Raw genomic sequence first — 16,651 nt, 5'->3', positions numbered from 1 at the left:
ACAATTTCCAACCATTTGACCGACCAAGGATTGTCCAGGATGTCGTTTAGCCGGAAACCTACTTTTGCGTTGCGTGTTCTGCCCGTATTGGTGGCAAGTCTGCTTGCTCCCGCCTTGGCGAATGCATTTGCACCGTTTGTCGTGCGCGATATTCAAGTCAACGGCATCCAGCGGGTCGACCCCGGCGCCGTGTTCTCGTCCTTGCCTGTCAAGGTCGGTGAGTCCTTCTCGGAAGAGCAGGCCGCAGACGCGATTCAGCGTTTGTACGCCACGGGCTTTTTCAGCGACGTGCAAATTGACACCAGCACCAACGTGCTGATCGTCAACGTCAAAGAGCGCCCGACCATTGCCTCCGTGTCCTTTAACGGCATGCGCGAGTTCGATGCGAAGAATATTACCAACTCCCTGGCTCAGGTAGGCTTTGGAGAAGGCCGGGTTTTTGACCGCTCCATGCTGGAACGCGCCGAATTCGAGCTGAAACAACAATACTTGTCCAAGGGCAAGTACGGTGTGGAAATCACGCCCATCATCACGCCCTTGCCACGTAACCGCGTCGGTGTCAGCTTTGACATCTTTGAAGGCGGTCTGGCCAAGATCAAGGAAATCCGCATCGTCGGTACGGAAGCCGTCTCGCAAGGTGATTTGCTCGATCAGATGGAACTGACGACCTCGGGCATGATGACCTGGTACACCGGCACCGATAAGTACTCCCGCGAGAAGCTGGAAGGCGATATGGAGCGCATCCGCTCCTACTACCTGAACCGCGGCTTTCTGGAGTACTCGGCCGAAGCACCTCAGGTTTCGATTTCCCCGGATCGCAAAGATATTTTCATCACCTTGACCATCCACGAAGGCCAGCCCTACAAGCTCAGCAGTGTGAAGTTGGCGGGTGATCTGCTGGGTCTGGAGGACAAGATCCAGCCTCTGGTGCAGCAGAAAGAAGGCGAGGTCTTCTCCTCGGACAAGACCAGCGCCACTGTGAAATCGATTACCGAATACCTGGGTGGCCTGGGTTATGCGTTTGCTAATGCCAACCCGAATCCGGTTCTGGATCGCGAAAATCACACAGCTGACTTGACCTTCTACGTCGATCCCGGTCGTCGCGTGTATGTGCGTCGTATCGAGGTGGGCGGAAACGTCCGTACCCGTGATGAAGTGGTACGTCGTGAAATGCGTCAGCAAGAAGCGGCCTGGTATGACTCGGACGCCATCAAGTTCTCCCGTGACCGTATTGACCGTCTGGGCTACTTCAATGAAGTGGACGTGAACACCAAGCCTGTGCCCGGTTCGCCTGACCAGGTCGACGTAAACGTGGACGTGAAAGAAAAGCCTACCGGCTTGGTTAACCTGGGTATTGGTTACGGCTCCACTGACAAGTTGATGTTGTCGGCAGGTATCAGCCAGGACAACATCTTCGGTAGCGGAAATAGTCTGTCCTTGCAGGTCAATACCAGTAAAGTGAATCGTGCGGCGGTGATCAGCCACACCAATCCTTTCTGGACTGGCGACGGCATCAGCAAAACCACCTCGATTTACTACCGTCGTACCACGCCTTACCAGTCCAATGATGGTTGGGGTGATTACCAGAACACCGCTATCGGTGCCGGCTTGAACTTCGGTGTGCCAATCTCCGAGTACGACCGTGTGTTCATGGGCGTGAACTTCGAGCACAACAAGCTCTCTCGCCTCAGCCCCCAGTACACGCCACGTGCCTACCAGGATTACGTGAATGAGTACGGTGAAGGCACAAATACCTTTATTTTCAACCTGGGTTGGTCTAAGGACACCCGTGACAGCGCAATTGCTCCCAACAAGGGCAGCTTGACCAGCCTGTCGGCGGATATGGGGACGATGGACCTGCGCTACTACATGCTGCGCGCCAGCCACCAGCATTACATTCCCTTGGGCCGTGCCTACACGCTGGCTCTGAATGGTGCCATTGATTATGGTCGCAGCATCGGTGGCAAGAGCTTCCCGGTCATCAAGAACGTCTATGCCGGTGGTATCGGTTCGGTACGTGGCTATGAAGGCGCATCCTTGGGTGGTCGCGATACCTTGACGGGTGACTACCTGGGTGGTTCGCGTCGAATGATCGCCAACGCCCAGCTGTACCTGCCATTCCCCGGTGCCTCACGTGACCGCACGTTGCGTTGGTTCGTCTTTGCCGATGCCGGCAAAGTGGACAACACCAGCGGTGGTTGCCCAATGGGTCGCCCTGATCGTCTGTCGGAAGACCCATGCGGTTGGAAGTACGCTGCTGGTCTGGGCTTGTCGTGGGAATCCCCACTCGGTCCTCTGCAGTTGTCCTACGGTCGCGCCTTGCGCGCCAAGGAAGGTGACGACAAACAAGCCTTCCAGTTCCAGATTGGTACCGCTTTCTGATGTTCGTGTTTAGTGGCACAATTGCACTATTCTGCAGCCTAATTAGCAAGGTAGATTTTTCATGAAGTCAAACATCGCATTAAAACTTACAAACATCGCCCGCAGCTTGTCGCGTGGCAATAAAGCGCTCGTTCTGGCTGCCGCGCTGGGTGTCGGCGCCATGACCGCTGCACCTGTTGTTCAGGCACAGACCAAAATCGGTTTTGTCAGCACAGAGCGTATCTTGCGTGATTCCAAGCCCGCCAAAGCTGCCCAGACCAAAATCGAAGCAGAATTCAAGCGTCGCGACGAAGAACTGGAGCGCATGGCCAACAACCTGCGTTCGCAAGCTCAGAAGTTCGACAAGGACGCTCCTGTGCTGTCCGAGTCCGACCGTGTGAAGCGTCAGCGTCAGCTGGCTGATCTGGATTCCGACTTGCAGCGCAAGCGTCGCGAATTCCAGGAAGACTTCAACCGTCGCCGCAACGAAGAGTTCTCGGCCATTGTTGAGCAGGCTGATGCCGCCATCAAGCGTATTGCTGACTCCCAAGGCTACGACCTGATCATTCAGGACGCCGTTACGGTTAGCCCACGTGTGGACATCACCGAGGAAGTTCTGAAAGCACTGGGCGGTTGATGCACTATGCCGGTATTGCTGAACGTTGATCAGGCTGTACAGCTGTCTGAACTCATAGACGCCATCAACAAGACCGGACTGGATTGCAAGCTGCCAGAAGGCATTAAAGAGCCTATGCCCCGGATTCGGGGCCTAGGCTCTTTGCTTTCTGCGGGCCCGGAGGAAATCAGCTTTCTGTCCAATCCCAAGATGCAGGATCTGCTGGAGCAGACCTCTGCTGCGGTGGTGATTCTGACACCACAAGTCTATGAAAGTCTGGGCTTTGCACCGTCTTTTATCCCGGTGTTGTGCTCGCAACCTTATCTGATGTACGCGCTGCTGGCACAACGTTTTGATCAGGTACGCATGGCGGATTTGCCCCAGGGCATTCATCCCAGTGCGGTGATTGATGCCAGCGCTGAGTTGGGCGAAGGTGTGTCGGTCGGGCCATTCTGTGTGATCGAGGCCGGTGTCAAGATCGGACGGGGCACCCGTTTGGGCGCGCATTGCGTAATTGGCGCAGGCTCCACCTTGGGTCAGGACTGCTTGCTGCACGCACGCGTCACTCTTTACCATCAGGTGCATATTGGTGCACGCGCCATTCTGCATTCGGGTGTGGTGCTGGGCGCGGATGGTTTTGGCTTCGCACCGGATCCCGTGAAAGGGAAGGGGGCGTGGGCCAAGATCGCGCAGATCGGTCATGTACGTATTGGTGACGACGTTGAAATCGGTGCCAATACCACGGTGGACCGTGGCGCACTGGACGACACGGTGCTGGCCAACGGCGTCAAGCTGGATAACCAGATCATGATCGGTCATAACGTGCAGGTCGGTGAACATACCGCCATGGCGGCGTGTGTGGGGGTGGCCGGCTCTACCCAGATTGGGGCACGTTGTACGATTGCCGGGGCAGCCATGCTCTCGGGACACCTGGTTCTGGGGGATGACGTGCACGTCTCTGGCGGTACGGCTGTTACCTCCAACATCAGCCAGCCCGGACGTTATACCGGGGTTTATCCCTTTGCAGGACACCAGGACTGGCAGAAAAATGCTGCCGTATTGGGACAATTGAGCGGTTTGCGCCGTCGCCTGCGTTCTTTGGAACGTCAGCAGGCGGATGGGGCAAATGAATCATCTGAACATATCAATAAACAAAAATAAGCAGGACAGGACATGGAACTCGACATTCGACAAATTATGGATCGCCTCCCTCATCGTTACCCGATGCTGCTGGTCGATCGCGTCTTGGAACTGGTGCCCGGCAAGAGCATCGTCGCCATTAAAAACGTGTCGATGAATGAACCCTTTTTTACAGGTCACTTTCCGCATATGCCGGTGATGCCTGGGGTCTTGATCATTGAAGCCATGGCTCAGGCAGCCGCACTGTTCTCTTTTACCGATCCCGAGGATCCGTACGCCAAAGTGGACAACAAACTGGCCTATTACCTGGTCGGTGTGGATGGCGCGCGTTTCCGCAAGCCCGTGATGCCAGGCGATCAGTTGCGTCTGGAAGTGACGGCTGACCGCATCAGCCGCGCTTTGTGCAAGTACACAGGCCGCGCCCTGGTCGATGGCCAAGTGGTTGCCGAAGCCAAAATTATGTGTGCTATCCGTCAATTGGAAGAATAGTTTATGCGTATTCATGAAACGGCCATCATCGAAGCAGGCGCTCAGCTTGCAGATGATGTCGAGGTCGGGCCTTACAGCATTATCGGGCCCAATGTCACGATAGGGGCGGGCACCAAAGTGGGCCCTCACTGCGTGATAGATGGCGTGACCACGATTGGTCGCAACAACCATTTCTACCGTTTCTGCTCCATCGGGGGCATGCCGCAGGACAAGAAGTACGCTGGAGAACCGACTCGCCTGGAAATCGGCGATGGCAATATGGTTCGTGAATACGTCACCATCAACACCGGCACGGTGCAGGATGTGGGCGTGACCCGTGTTGGCAATGACAACTGGATCATGGCTTACACCCACATTGCTCACGATTGCCAGATTGGCAATCACACCATTATTGCCAATAGCGTCCAGTTGGGCGGCCACGTACATATTGGCGATTGGGCCATTCTGGGCGGTTTGACTGCCGTGCACCAGTTCGGTCGTATCGGTGCGCACAGCATGATTGGTGGTACCAGTTCGGTGCGTCAGGATATTCCTCCTTATGTCATCGGTGCAGGCGATCCTTTCCGTCCTGTCGGTGTCAATAGTGAAGGCTTGGGCCGTCGCAACTTTTCGGCTGAAGCGATTTCGGCGGTGAAGGAAAGTTACAAGCTGCTGTATCGTCGCAAGCTGACGGTGGAGCAGGCGGTAGAGCAAATGCAAGCCTTGCAGGAAACGCAGCCTGACTGCCGTGCCGCGGTTCAGGTCATGATCGACTTCTTGAATGACTCCAGCCGGGGTATTTGCCGACCATGAGCAGCGCCTCCAGCCCATTAGCGGCACGTTCAGACGGGTCGGGGCAAACAGGGGCCAAGCGGGATCTGCGTATAGGAATGGTGGCCGGGGAGCCGTCTGGCGATTTGCTGGCGGCTCGCATCATTCAAGGGCTGCGCCAGGGCAATCCTGGCGTGCAGGTAGAGGGCATAGGTGGCCCCGAGATGGCCGCCCAGCAATTCCACCAATACTATCCCATGGACGCCCTGACGGTATTTGGTTACGTCGAGGCGCTCAAACGTATTCCGGGTCTGGTCTCCACCTATTTGGGTATGCGCAATCAATGGTTGCGGCAACGTCCCGATGTGTTTGTGGGCATTGACGCCCCGGACTTCAATCTGCGCCTGGAGCATCGTTTGCGTCAGGCTGGTGTGCCTACGGTGCACTTTGTGGGGCCCTCGATCTGGGCCTGGCGCTACGAGCGTATCCACAAAATCCGCGAAGCGGTTTCCCATATGCTGGTGCTGTTTCCTTTCGAGACGGAGATCTATGAAAAGGAAGGCATTCCGGTGACCTATGTGGGCCATCCCTTGGCAGCGAATATCCCTTTGCAGCCGGATAAGGCCGACGCTCGTCGTCGCCTGGGTTTGCCCGAGACGGGTCGTATTCTGGGCGTGTTGCCTGGCAGCCGCTCCTCCGAGGTCAAGATGCTGTCGCCGCGCTTCTTGCAGGCCGTACAGATCTTGCAGGACCAGGATCCGGATCTGATGATTCTGGTGCCCATGGTCAATCCCAAGCGCCGTCAGGAATTTGAAGAGGCTCTGGTTCAGCATCCTATCCGTAACTTGCACATTATTGATGCCAACACATCGGGTATTCGTCAGCCGGATTCGGAAGGAGTGGTCCGTCCACCCGCCTGGACGGTGATGGAGGCCAGTGACGCGGTGCTGGTGGCCAGCGGTACCGCCAGCCTGGAAACGGCCTTGTACAAGCGTCCTATGGTTATTTCGTATGTGCTCAGCCCCATGATGGAGCGCATCATACGTTGGAAGTCCGGCCAGGACAGGCCGTATGTGCCTTGGGTGGGCTTGCCTAATGTGCTGGCTCGCGATTTTGTCGTGCCCGAGCTGCTGCAAGAAGATGCCGAACCTCAGAAGCTGGCGCAGGAGTGCTGGAAAGCCTTGAGCGATCAGGAGTATGTGGCTCATATCGAGCAGGTCTTTACCGAGATGCATTTAACCTTGCGTCGGGATACCCCCGCCTTGGCGGCCGAGGTCATTTTGAATATGGCGCGTGCATGAAGCAGCTGGATTTATTAGTCAGTGATGTCTCGGCAGGTTTGGTGGCGGGGCTGGACGAAGCAGGGCGTGGTCCCTTGGCCGGTCCCGTTTTTGCCGCTGCTGTGATTCTGGACCCGAACAATCCCATTGAAGGCCTGAATGACTCCAAGAAGCTGACCGCCAAGCGCCGTGAAGCCCTGGCTGTGTTGATCAAGGAAAGAGCCTTAGCCTGGGAAATTGCCAGCGCTAGTGTGGCAGAAATTGATGACATCAATATCTTGCACGCGGCCATGTTGGCGATGCAACGAGCCTGTAATGGCCTGAGCATCAAACCCGAACAAGCCTTGGTGGATGGCAATCGCATTCCAGGCGGCCTGTGTTGCCCCGCAGAAGCCATCATCAAGGGTGACGCCAGCCATGCCGCCATTGCGGCCGCATCGATTTTGGCCAAAACAGCGCGGGATGCGGTCTGCCTGGAATTGCACCGAGACTATCCCGAATACGGTTTCGACCAGCATAAAGGCTACGGGACGGCCTTGCATTTGGATCGTTTGTCCCAGCACGGGCCTTGTCCCGAGCATCGTCGAAGTTTCGCGCCGGTACGCGCATCTTTAGTTAGGTAAGTTCAAGACAATGAGGCTGATTGAATCCAAAGATAATGCGCTGTTCAAACGAGTACAGCGCTTGGCTCACGATAAACGCGAGCTGGACGGGGGCGATCAACTGATTTGGTTGGAAGGCATTCATCTGTGCCAAATGTGGCTGGAGCGCCGTGGCTTGCCAGAATTGGCTGTTTTCGAGATGGACCGCCACTCCGACGAGTTGCTGGAGCTGGCGCGTTTCTTGCCAGGCCATAGCAGCGTCACCTTCAATGCCACTTTGATGAATGCAGTCTCCCAGGTCGGCCAGGGGCAGGGCATAGGCTTTATTGTCCGCGTGCCTCGTGGACAGACCTGGACGGCTCCCACGAAACGCGCCATCTTGCTGGATCAGGTTCAAGATCCGGGCAATGTAGGCACGGTGCTGCGCACCGCCGTGGCGGTGGGCCTGGAAGCGGTGTATCTGACACCGGGCTGTGCCAGCGTCTGGTCGCAGAAAGTGCTGCGTAGTGCGCAGGGCGCTCATTTCTCCATTCAAATCCATGAGCAGGTCGATGGAGCAGCATTGCTTGAACAAGCGGCCTTGCCGGTGCTGGTGACCTCTCTGGGCCCGAATACCCAGGACCTGTACGAGTCCAGCCTGCCAGACCAAGGGATTTGGGTTTTTGGTAATGAGGGCCAAGGTGTCAGCCCGGCCTTGCTGGCCAAGGCGAATCAACGCTTGTTCATTCCCCAGGCGCCCGGTGTTGAGTCCTTGAACGTGGCCATTGCCACCGCACTGTGCCTGTACGAGCAACGTCGTCAGCATAGCCGCTAGTTCCAGCGGCTTTATTGCACAGCATCACGCAGAGTTAGCCTGTATGCGCTAATTTTGTCTTGATCTAGCACTTGTCTCTATTTGTAAAATCAAGTAAATCATCTAGTAAGGCGCCTGCTTATCGGTACGCTAGTACGGAGTGCCTGGCGCAGTAGGCGCTTGTCTGCTAGCGGCTCGTGCAGAGTCGTCTTTCCCTCCCTTTATCGCTGCATCGTTGTATCCGGCTGGATTCCTAATCTTTTTCAGATGAGGTCAACAATGAAACTTAGCGAATACGCGACCTATGATGCCCTGGCTCTGGCTGAGCTGGTCGCCAAGAAACAAATCAGTGTTCAAGAATTAAGCCAAGTGGGCAAAAAAGCCGTCGACACCCTGAACAGTAAAATCAATGCGGTTGTAGAGAGCTGGGACGGAGAAGTTGATCCCCATGCCGACCGGGACTCCGTACTCTACGGCGTCCCGTTTTTGATTAAAGATTTAGCGATCACCATGAAGGGCAAGCGCTACGAGTTGGGCAGCAAGCTGGCGCAAGATATGGTGATGGATGCAGACAGCACCTTGATGAGCCTCTACAAGGAGGCGGGACTGGTTACGCTGGGGCGAACGACCACCTCGGAGTTCGCTATCAGTACCACGACGGAGGCGCGCTGCGTAGGCCCTACGCTGAACCCTTGGAACCCGGCTTTTAATGCTGGCGGCTCTACAGGCGGGTCGGCCGCTGCAGTGGCGGCAGGGATGGTGCCGGTGGCGCATGCAACCGACGGCGGCGGTTCTATTCGTGTTCCTGCAGCAGTGAACGGCCTGTTTGGTTTGAAGCCCACTCGGGGGCGCGTCTCCAGCGGTCCTCAGCAAGATGAAGTGTGGAGTGGTCTGCTGGCCCACCTGGGTGTCAGCCGCAGTGTGCGAGACAGTGCGGCCTTGCTGGATGCGATTAGTCGTCCCGGTATCGGCGAGCCCTATTACACCGCAGCGCCCCCGCAGAGCTTTTTATCGGCCGTCAAGAAGAATCCGGGTTCCTTGCGTATCGGCTTGATGATGGACCCGCCCAGCGGCGATAAAACACAATCTGCCATAGCGGCCAAGGCGATTGATATGGCCTCGGTGTTGGAGTCCTTGGGCCATCAGGTGGAGCCCCTGGTGTTTGACTCCGGCGTCAGTTGGGAGGCTTTTGTGCACGCCAATGCTCAGTTCTGGAACGTGAATACGGCTGCATGGATAGACAGCATTGCCGCGGCGACAGGGCGCCCGGTGAACGAGGAGTATCTGGAACAGGCCACGCTGGCGGCCTACGCCTACGGCAACAAGATTAGCGGGATTGATATTCTGGGGGCAATTGCCGTGCGGAATACAGTCTCACGGAATTTAGGGGCGTATTTCCAGAAGTACGATGTGCTGATGACACCCACCGTACCTACGCTGCCCATGAAGGTGGGTGAGTACAACAAGGTACAGGATCAGGTGGATGGCCTGGGCTGGATTGCCCACGTCTTCCGGCAAGCGCCTTTTGCTGCTTTGGCCAATATCAGCGGTTCGCCCTCCATGTCCGTGCCTGCTGGGCAGGATGTGGCCACCTCTTTACCCATAGGGATGATGTTTACAGCCGGCTATGGCCAGGAATGCCTTTTGTTCGGGCTGGCTGGGCAATTGGAGCAAGCCTTGCCTTGGGCCGATCAGCACCCGCAGGTTTGGGTGGGCAAGCTGGACTAAGAGGGGGCAACAATAGTGGATGCAAACCGGTATAGGCAAACCGACACCCGTAGAGGCGCAAGCGGATGCGCAGCAGACCTGATACCGTACCCGCGGCAAACAAAAAGGCCTGCGCCAGGTATCACACCGGGTTCAGGCCTTGATGTTGAGGCTGTCCGAATACGCCCGAAGGGGGGGCGCTTGGACCAGGGGTTCAATCCTTAGTAGGAGCGGCGGTCCAAACCGACATCATCCAGAATCTTGGTGGAGATTTCCTCGATGGATTTGGTGGTGGTGGACAGCCAAGGGATGCCTTCCATACGCATCAGGCGCTCGGCCTCGGCCACTTCCATGCGGCACTGTTCGATGGTGGCGTATTTGCTACCCGGACGGCGTTCATTACGCACTTCGGACAGGCGGTCTGGATGAATGGACAGGCCAAAAATCTTTTTCCGGTAAGGAGCCAGCGTGGCGGGCAGGGTACCGCGCTGGAAGTCTTCGGGAATGATGGGGTAGTTGGCGGCCTTGACGGCATACTGCATTGCCAAGTACAAGCTGGTAGGCGTTTTTCCGCAGCGGGACACACCCACCAGAATCACGTCGGCTTGTTCCAGACCATTCACGTACTGACCATCGTCGTGCGCCAGGCTGAAGTTGATGGCCTCGATGCGGCTGTTGTAGCGCTTGGACATGCCACCGGAGTGCGAACGGCCCACGGAACGGCTGGATTTCACCCCCAGGGCGCGTTCAATGTGTCGTACAAAGGCACCAAACAAGTCCAGGAAGGTGCAATTGGCTGCGCCAATGATGTGCGCCATCTTGGGGTCAACCAGGGTGCTGAAGACCAGAGGCTGCTGGCCCTGTTCCTGCGCGCATTGGTTGATGCGATCAGCGACAGACTGGGCTTTCTCGATGGTATCGATGAAGGGGATCCGGATGGCCTGAAATTCGAATTGAGCGAATTGCGACAGGACGGAGTTGCTGAAAGTTTCGGCGGTAATGCCCGTGCTGTCGGAAACGACAAAGACGGTACGCTCAATAGGAGAAGATGACATGGAATAAGTCGTGCACAATGCTCGGGAAACGGTACAATTTGCAAGATTACCATTTACCGCTCGAATCGGGGGATGGAAAGGCAGGTTTGCTTAGGACAGATCACACAGACAGCGCTGCTGGGATCACTGCCTTAAGCAAACACGCTTTTTTTTCTATTCAAGGTGACTTATGTCTTACGTAATTGGTTTCGACAAGCTCCGCATGACGGACGTCGACACAGTGGGCGGTAAAAACGCTTCGCTGGGTGAAATGATCAGCCAGTTGGCTGATGCCGGTGTGCGCGTGCCAGGTGGTTTTGCCACAACAGCCGAAGCATTCCGCGTTTTCCTGAAAAACAAGGATCTGGACAAGCGCATTCAGCAGCGTCTGGACGCGCTGGACGCCGACGACGTGCGTGAACTGGCTGCTGCCGGTGCCGAAATCCGTCAGTGGATCATCGACACTCCGTTCCCAGCCGAGTTTGAACAAGCCGTACGTGACGCGTTTGCTGAGCTGGACGCCGATGGCAAAGGTTCCTTTGCCGTGCGTTCTTCCGCAACCGCCGAAGACTTGCCTGACGCTTCCTTTGCCGGTCAGCAAGAAACCTACCTGAACGTGGTGGGCATTGACGAGGTGCTGAGCAAGATTCACCACGTGTTTGCTTCCCTGTACAACGACCGCGCAATTTCCTACCGCGTGCACAAGGGCTACGCCCACGCTGAAGTGGCTCTGTCCGCTGGTATCCAGCGTATGGTGCGCTCCGACAAGGGCAGCGCCGGCGTGATGTTCACCCTGGACACCGAATCGGGCTTCAAGGACGTGGTTTTTCTGACCTCCTCCTACGGCCTGGGCGAAACCGTGGTGCAAGGTTCGGTCAATCCGGACGAGTTCTACGTTTACAAGCCAACGCTGGCTTCCGGTCACTACCCCATCATCAGCCGCCGTATCGGCTCCAAGCTGATCAAGATGGAATTTGACGAAGGTCGTACCACCGATCACGCTGTACGTACCGTGGACGTGCCTGTGTCCGAGCGCAATCGTTACTCCCTGAGCGACGAAGAAGTGATCGAACTGGCTCGCTACGCCACCATTATTGAAAAACACTACCAGCGTCCCATGGACATTGAGTGGGGTCGTGATGGTATCGACGGCAAGATCTACATTCTGCAAGCCCGTCCTGAGACGGTTAAGTCCCAGCAAGGCAGCAACGATGTGCAAGAGCGTTACCGCCTGAAAGCCACCGGCGACGTGTTGGTTACAGGCCGCGCCATTGGCCAGAAGATCGGTTCGGGCAAAGTCCGTATTGTGGCGGATGCCTCCGAGATGGATCTGGTCAAACCCGGCGACGTGCTGGTGACCGACATGACGGACCCTAACTGGGAACCCATCATGAAGCTGGCTTCGGCTATTGTCACCAACCGTGGCGGCCGTACCTGCCACGCGGCGATTATTGCTCGCGAACTGGGCATCCCTGCCGTGGTCGGTTGCAACAACGCCACAGACGTGCTGAAAGAAGGCCAGGAAGTGACGGTATCGTGTGCTGAAGGCGACGAAGGCCGTATTTACGACGGTCTGCTGGAAACCGAGATCGAGGAAGTCAGCTGGGGCCAAATGCCCGAAATCGGCCTGAAAGTCATGATGAACGTGGGTAACCCACAACTGGCTTTCGACTTCTCGCAAATCCCGAACGATGGTGTGGGTCTGGCCCGTCTGGAATTCATCATCAACAACAACATCGCGATTCACCCCAAAGCCGTTCTGGACTACCCCAATGTGGATAGCGACCTGAAAAAGGCGGTGGAATCGGCGGCTCGTGGCTACGCCAGCCCACGTGCTTTCTTCGTGGAAAAACTGGCTGAAGGTATTGCGACTCTGGCCGCTTCCTTCTATCCCAAGCCCGTCATTGTGCGTTTGTCGGACTTCAAGTCCAACGAATACCGCAAACTGGTGGGTGGTTCGCGTTACGAGCCCGAGGAAGAGAACCCAATGCTGGGCTTCCGCGGTGTGGCTCGCTACCTGTCCGAAGACTTCGCAGAATGCTTCAAGATGGAATGCGAAGCCCTGAAGAAAGTGCGCGACGAAATGGGTCTGACCAACGTCGAAATCATGGTGCCATTCGTGCGTACCCTGGGTCAGGCAGAGCGTGTGGTTGAGCTGCTGGCTTCCCACGGTCTGGCTCGTGGCGAAAACGGCCTGCGCCTGATCATGATGTGCGAAGTGCCTTCCAACGCTATTTTGGCCGAGAAGTTCCTGCAGTACTTTGACGGCTTCTCCATCGGTTCCAACGACATGACTCAGTTGACCCTGGGTCTGGATCGTGACTCCGGTATGGAACTGTTGGCTGCTGACTTCGACGAGCGCGACGAAGCCGTGAAGTTCATGTTGAGCCGTGCCATCAAGGCATGTCTGGCACAAAACAAATACGTCGGTATTTGTGGCCAAGGCCCCAGCGACCACCCCGATCTGGCCAAGTGGCTGAGCGAAGAAGGCATTATTTCGCTGTCGCTGAACCCTGACACGGTTGTGGACACCTGGCAGCGTCTGGCCAAGGCCTAAGACTAAGACTTAAGCCACTGCCAGGGAAACGTCTCTGGCAGTACGCTGGTCAAGCCAGTCAAGACTCAACACCCCGACATGGAGCTTCCATGTCGGGGTGTTGTCGTTTTCGGGCGCATCTTTTGCCTGCGCTTCTGTTCTTGCTCTTGTCCGTGCTCAGGCGATTTCGTTTTGTGGTTCTTTTAGCCTGATAGTGCGTCTATGTTGCCGTATTGGCAGGCTGGAGTCGGTGTGCGAGCTTGTACAAGTATCGCCGAGTGCTCGTGGTGTAGGGCAGGGAGAAGCAGAGGTTCAATCCTGACGATCGGCACCGATCAGGGGCAGGGCGCTGGTGAAAGGTAGTCATGGGGAAAAGGGAATCGTCGTCACCGCCCTGGATCGGGCGGCATGGATTCAGATTGTCTTGAAGGGTTCGCTGTCAGCTGTAGAGCATAAAAGCCGGGAACCGTAGGGAGATGGCAATCAGCGCTTGCCGCCGATTGATACAGCCTTAGTTTGCTGTGTCGTTTTGATAAACGTGCAAGAACATATCCAGAATATGTTCGGTTTCGCTTTGAATGTGTTCTTCGCTCCAGGGTTCCATGGCACCCATTAGCAGGAGAATAATTTCGCCTTCGCTCAGGCAGCGGAAGTGTTCCACCATCAATGCCGGGTCCAGCTTGCGCAAGGTCCCGCGTTCGATGTGGCGGGCAAAAAAGCACTTTACGCCGTCCCAGATCTGATCATCCAGCATCTCCATGAAGCGCTTGCCGATATCACTGTGGCCACCTACAGAGACGACGATACGTAACAGTTGGGCGGTTTGCTTGGAGTAAAGATTGCGCAGCATGGGCAGCAAAAAGCGCTTCAGTTCTTCGCGAATATCGCCTTCGCAGTCCAGCTTGGTCAAGACCTGTTCGGTAAATTCCTGGGCGCCTGTCAGCAGGACAGCCAGCAAGAGGTCTTCTTTGGAAGGGAAGTAATTGTAGAGTGTGCCCTTGGAGCCGCCTGCCAATGCAGCGATTTGGGACATGGATGTGGCCTCAAAACCATTCTCGCGAAAAACCTCGGAAGCCACTTCCAGGATTTTGTCGCGGCGTTCGCGCCCTTTTCGAGTCGCGCGTTGGGATTTTCGGGGAACATCGTCGTGCATAATGGCAGGCAAAAAATAAGTGAATAGGACAAAGTCAGCATCATACCGTATCAATAGCTGCTGTGCTGCTGCTCTATTTCGATCGTTAAGGGGAAGCAAGACCAAACCCCTTGATTTTACGACATGCACTGCTGCTGGACCTATTTGTTTGCGCCGGTCTTTGATCTAAGGCCTATTAAAGCGCAAAAGAGCCACATATTCGGGTGGTAGCACAGGCCGGCGCTTCTGGGCGCGCCTGGCGGCGTCTACAGATCGCTATAGTCCTTATCTGTTTTGATTTAAAGTATAAGGCGGCGGTTCTGATACTCTCTTTGCTCAAGACAAGTCCCAAGGAGTTCTGGATGTCTACTACGCAGTCGTATCAAGTGGTGATCGTGGGGGGCGGGGCAGGTGGCCTGGAGCTGGCTGCCAAGTTAGGACGTCAGTTCGGGCGTCAGCATATCTTTCTGGTCGACAAAGACAGTGACCATATCTGGAAACCGTCCTTGCATGAGGTTGCCGCCGGCACCTTGGATATTCACCGCGAAGGGCTGTCATATTTCATGCTGGCACGAGACTGTGGTTTCACTTTTATTCAAGGTGAAATGACCGGTATAGATCGCGAGCAGCGCAGCATTACGCTGGCTCCTGTCCTGGGGCCCGATCATGAAGAAGTCTTTCCGGAACGCAGCCTGTCCTATGGCACCCTGGTGATGGCCGTGGGTAGCAAATCCAATTTTTTCAATACGCCTGGCACCCATGAACACGCACTGGCCTTGGACTCGACCCATCAGGCAGAGCGTTTCCGTTTGAAATTGCTCAATGAGCTGATCAGTGTGACACGCCGCGCGCAGCGTGAACCGGGGGCACCGCTGTACATCAATATTGTCGGGGGCGGGGCAACGGGGGTGGAACTGGCTGCCGAGTTGCTGGAAGCCCGTGCTGATTTAAGCATTTACAGCATTCCGGGCAGCAGTTCGGACCGCGAAGTGCGCATTACCTTGCTGGAAGGCGCCGATCGCATTCTGTCTGCTCTGCCGCCCAAGCTGTCCGCTACCGCTCAAAGTCTGCTGGAGCAGCGTGGCGTAGCGGTACGGACCTCGGTGCGGGTCAGCCGTCTGGCGGCGGACCACATCGAGGATGCGAACGGTGGTCAATATCCCAACGATTTGTGCGTTTGGGCGGCGGGGATTGAAGCCCCTGCCTTTTTGGGGCAGTTGGGTTTGCCCGTCAACCGCATCAATCAGCTGGTGCTGGATTCCTGTCTGTCCACACCCGATCCCTATATCTGGGCTTTGGGCGACTGCGCACAAGTGCCCTGGGACAAGGAAGGTCAGTTCCTGCCTGCACGTGCCCAGGTCGCGCACCAGCAAGCCAGTTACTTGCGCAAACGTCTGGCCGCTCGCATCCAGGGCAAGCCTGTGGATGAAGCACCCTTTGTCTATAAGGATTACGGCTCGCTGGTTTCCGTGGGCCACAGCCGTGGGGTTGGGAGCCTGATGGGGGTCTTGTCCGGCAAGAGCTGGTTTGTGGAAGGTTTGCTGGCTCGCATCATGTACATGAGCCTGCACCTGATGCACCACATGGCGATTTTAGGGGTTGCGCGAACGGCAACCTTGGCTTTGGGCCGCTTGCTCAGCAAACGGGCCGCCCCTCGTGTTAAATTACATTGAGATTTGGAACAAAACGGGCTTTTTAGCCCGTTTTATTCATTCGTCTTACGGCGGGTGTCGTGTTTCATCAAGCGTTCTTGTTCGCGCTTCCAGTCTTTGTCGCGGGAAACATCACGTTTATCGTGCAGTTTTTTACCGCGTCCCAGACCGAAGTCCAGCTTGATACGACCTTTCTTGTAGTGGAGGTTCAGGGGAACCAGGGCGTAACCACGTTGTTCAACCTTGCCGATCAGCTTGCTGATTTCTTCGGCTTTGAGCAGCAGTTTACGTGTACGAGTGGCATCGGGCCGGATATGAGTGGACGCTGTCGGCAAAGCGCTGACGTGCATCCCTAAAATAAACAGCTCGCCCTCGCGTACGATGACATAGCTTTCTTTGAGCTGAACATGCCCAGCTCGGATCGCCTTGACCTCCCAGCCCTCCAAGACCAGACCGGCCTCAAAGCGCTCTTCGATAAAATATTCGTGGGTAGCCTTGCGATTATCAACAATACTCATGAATTAATTGCCAACCATAGATTGTAAAATCAGAACATTCT

14 protein-coding genes are annotated in these 16,651 nt (G+C 56.1%); 11 read left to right on the top strand and 3 right to left on the bottom strand.

Features of this window, described 5'->3' with window-relative positions:
* Nucleotides 1-39 precede the first annotated feature (39 nt).
* The 9 genes from bamA to NIZ92_RS10285 all read left to right on the top strand — a co-directional run bounded on the left by bamA (nucleotide 40) and on the right by NIZ92_RS10285 (nucleotide 9,759).
* Entirely contained in the window at nucleotides 40-2,382 is a 2,343-nt protein-coding gene (gene bamA / locus NIZ92_RS10325; protein ID WP_254001880.1) for an outer membrane protein assembly factor BamA, read from the top strand.
* A gap of 61 nt (nucleotides 2,383-2,443) precedes the next feature.
* The gene (locus NIZ92_RS10320; protein WP_003799754.1) at nucleotides 2,444-2,998 is read left to right on the top strand and encodes an OmpH family outer membrane protein; all 555 of its coding nucleotides are present in this window, start codon (nucleotides 2,444-2,446) and stop codon (nucleotides 2,996-2,998) included.
* A 6-nt stretch (nucleotides 2,999-3,004) separates the two neighbouring features.
* The gene (gene lpxD / locus NIZ92_RS10315; RefSeq protein WP_035271721.1) at nucleotides 3,005-4,138 is read left to right on the top strand and encodes a UDP-3-O-(3-hydroxymyristoyl)glucosamine N-acyltransferase; all 1,134 of its coding nucleotides are present in this window, start codon (nucleotides 3,005-3,007) and stop codon (nucleotides 4,136-4,138) included.
* A gap of 12 nt (nucleotides 4,139-4,150) precedes the next feature.
* A complete protein-coding gene (gene fabZ / locus NIZ92_RS10310; RefSeq protein ID WP_003799758.1) occupies nucleotides 4,151-4,606 on the top strand; it encodes a 3-hydroxyacyl-ACP dehydratase FabZ in 456 nt (151 codons plus the stop codon).
* Nucleotides 4,607-4,609: 3 nt separating this feature from the next.
* Complete coding sequence (gene lpxA, locus NIZ92_RS10305) at nucleotides 4,610-5,398, top strand: acyl-ACP--UDP-N-acetylglucosamine O-acyltransferase (protein ID WP_021446558.1); 789 nt, start codon at nucleotides 4,610-4,612, stop codon at nucleotides 5,396-5,398.
* 77 nt (nucleotides 5,399-5,475) lie between these two features.
* The gene (lpxB, locus tag NIZ92_RS10300; RefSeq protein WP_226349383.1) at nucleotides 5,476-6,657 is read left to right on the top strand and encodes a lipid-A-disaccharide synthase; all 1,182 of its coding nucleotides are present in this window, start codon (nucleotides 5,476-5,478) and stop codon (nucleotides 6,655-6,657) included.
* The gene (rnhB, locus tag NIZ92_RS10295; protein ID WP_060185107.1) at nucleotides 6,654-7,259 is read left to right on the top strand and encodes a ribonuclease HII; all 606 of its coding nucleotides are present in this window, start codon (nucleotides 6,654-6,656) and stop codon (nucleotides 7,257-7,259) included. Before lpxB ends, rnhB begins: the two co-directional genes overlap by 4 nt.
* 10 nt (nucleotides 7,260-7,269) lie before the next feature.
* Entirely contained in the window at nucleotides 7,270-8,052 is a 783-nt protein-coding gene (locus tag NIZ92_RS10290) for an RNA methyltransferase (protein WP_035271718.1), read from the top strand.
* A gap of 258 nt (nucleotides 8,053-8,310) precedes the next feature.
* Nucleotides 8,311-9,759, top strand: a complete 1,449-nt coding sequence (locus tag NIZ92_RS10285) for an amidase (RefSeq protein ID WP_254001879.1) — start codon at nucleotides 8,311-8,313, stop codon at nucleotides 9,757-9,759.
* 200 nt (nucleotides 9,760-9,959) lie between these two features.
* Here the strand turns inward: NIZ92_RS10285 and NIZ92_RS10280 are convergent, their stop codons facing one another.
* Nucleotides 9,960-10,793 carry a pyruvate, water dikinase regulatory protein gene (locus NIZ92_RS10280; protein ID WP_035271714.1) on the bottom strand — a complete coding sequence of 278 codons (834 nt, stop codon included), beginning with the start codon at nucleotides 10,791-10,793 and terminating at the stop codon, nucleotides 9,960-9,962.
* Between the two features lie 169 nt (nucleotides 10,794-10,962).
* Between NIZ92_RS10280 and ppsA the strand changes: the two genes are divergently transcribed.
* Nucleotides 10,963-13,329, top strand: coding sequence for a phosphoenolpyruvate synthase (ppsA, locus tag NIZ92_RS10275; protein ID WP_021446560.1), 2,367 nt, complete (start codon nucleotides 10,963-10,965; stop codon nucleotides 13,327-13,329).
* Between the two features lie 490 nt (nucleotides 13,330-13,819).
* On the opposite strand, the gene NIZ92_RS10270 is transcribed toward ppsA, so the two are convergent.
* On the bottom strand, nucleotides 13,820-14,461 hold the full coding sequence (locus NIZ92_RS10270; RefSeq protein ID WP_226349376.1) for a TetR/AcrR family transcriptional regulator: 642 nt from the start codon (nucleotides 14,459-14,461) through the stop codon (nucleotides 13,820-13,822).
* A gap of 341 nt (nucleotides 14,462-14,802) precedes the next feature.
* On the opposite strand from NIZ92_RS10270, the gene NIZ92_RS10265 reads away from it, so the two are divergent.
* Nucleotides 14,803-16,113 (top strand): NAD(P)/FAD-dependent oxidoreductase, encoded by a 1,311-nt coding sequence (locus NIZ92_RS10265; protein WP_009454122.1) that lies wholly within the window; start codon nucleotides 14,803-14,805, stop codon nucleotides 16,111-16,113.
* 32 nt (nucleotides 16,114-16,145) lie between these two features.
* On the opposite strand, the gene smpB is transcribed toward NIZ92_RS10265, so the two are convergent.
* A complete protein-coding gene (smpB, locus tag NIZ92_RS10260) occupies nucleotides 16,146-16,610 on the bottom strand; it encodes an SsrA-binding protein SmpB (RefSeq protein WP_003799781.1) in 465 nt (154 codons plus the stop codon).
* Nucleotides 16,611-16,651: the final 41 nt, after the last annotated feature.

Source organism: Alcaligenes sp. 1735tsa3, assembly GCF_024134565.1.
Classification (GTDB): domain Bacteria; phylum Pseudomonadota; class Gammaproteobacteria; order Burkholderiales; family Burkholderiaceae_B; genus Alcaligenes; species Alcaligenes phenolicus.
This window is presented reverse-complemented; position numbering and strand designations above follow the sequence as displayed.

Bases quoted from the DNA above. Each gene is read 5' to 3' on its own strand.
- bamA (WP_254001880.1), top strand. From the start codon at position 40: ATGTCGTTTAGCCGGAAACCTACTTTTGCGTTGCGTGTTCTGCCCGTA.
- NIZ92_RS10320 (WP_003799754.1), top strand. From the start codon at position 2,444: ATGAAGTCAAACATCGCATTAAAACTTACAAACATCGCCCGCAGCTTG.
- lpxD (WP_035271721.1), top strand. From the start codon at position 3,005: ATGCCGGTATTGCTGAACGTTGATCAGGCTGTACAGCTGTCTGAACTC.
- fabZ (WP_003799758.1), top strand. From the start codon at position 4,151: ATGGAACTCGACATTCGACAAATTATGGATCGCCTCCCTCATCGTTAC.
- lpxA (WP_021446558.1), top strand. From the start codon at position 4,610: ATGCGTATTCATGAAACGGCCATCATCGAAGCAGGCGCTCAGCTTGCA.
- lpxB (WP_226349383.1), top strand. From the start codon at position 5,476: ATGGTGGCCGGGGAGCCGTCTGGCGATTTGCTGGCGGCTCGCATCATT.
- rnhB (WP_060185107.1), top strand. From the start codon at position 6,654: ATGAAGCAGCTGGATTTATTAGTCAGTGATGTCTCGGCAGGTTTGGTG.
- NIZ92_RS10290 (WP_035271718.1), top strand. From the start codon at position 7,270: ATGAGGCTGATTGAATCCAAAGATAATGCGCTGTTCAAACGAGTACAG.
- NIZ92_RS10285 (WP_254001879.1), top strand. From the start codon at position 8,311: ATGAAACTTAGCGAATACGCGACCTATGATGCCCTGGCTCTGGCTGAG.
- NIZ92_RS10280 (WP_035271714.1), bottom strand. From the start codon at position 10,793: ATGTCATCTTCTCCTATTGAGCGTACCGTCTTTGTCGTTTCCGACAGC.
- ppsA (WP_021446560.1), top strand. From the start codon at position 10,963: ATGTCTTACGTAATTGGTTTCGACAAGCTCCGCATGACGGACGTCGAC.
- NIZ92_RS10270 (WP_226349376.1), bottom strand. From the start codon at position 14,461: ATGCACGACGATGTTCCCCGAAAATCCCAACGCGCGACTCGAAAAGGG.
- NIZ92_RS10265 (WP_009454122.1), top strand. From the start codon at position 14,803: ATGTCTACTACGCAGTCGTATCAAGTGGTGATCGTGGGGGGCGGGGCA.
- smpB (WP_003799781.1), bottom strand. From the start codon at position 16,610: ATGAGTATTGTTGATAATCGCAAGGCTACCCACGAATATTTTATCGAA.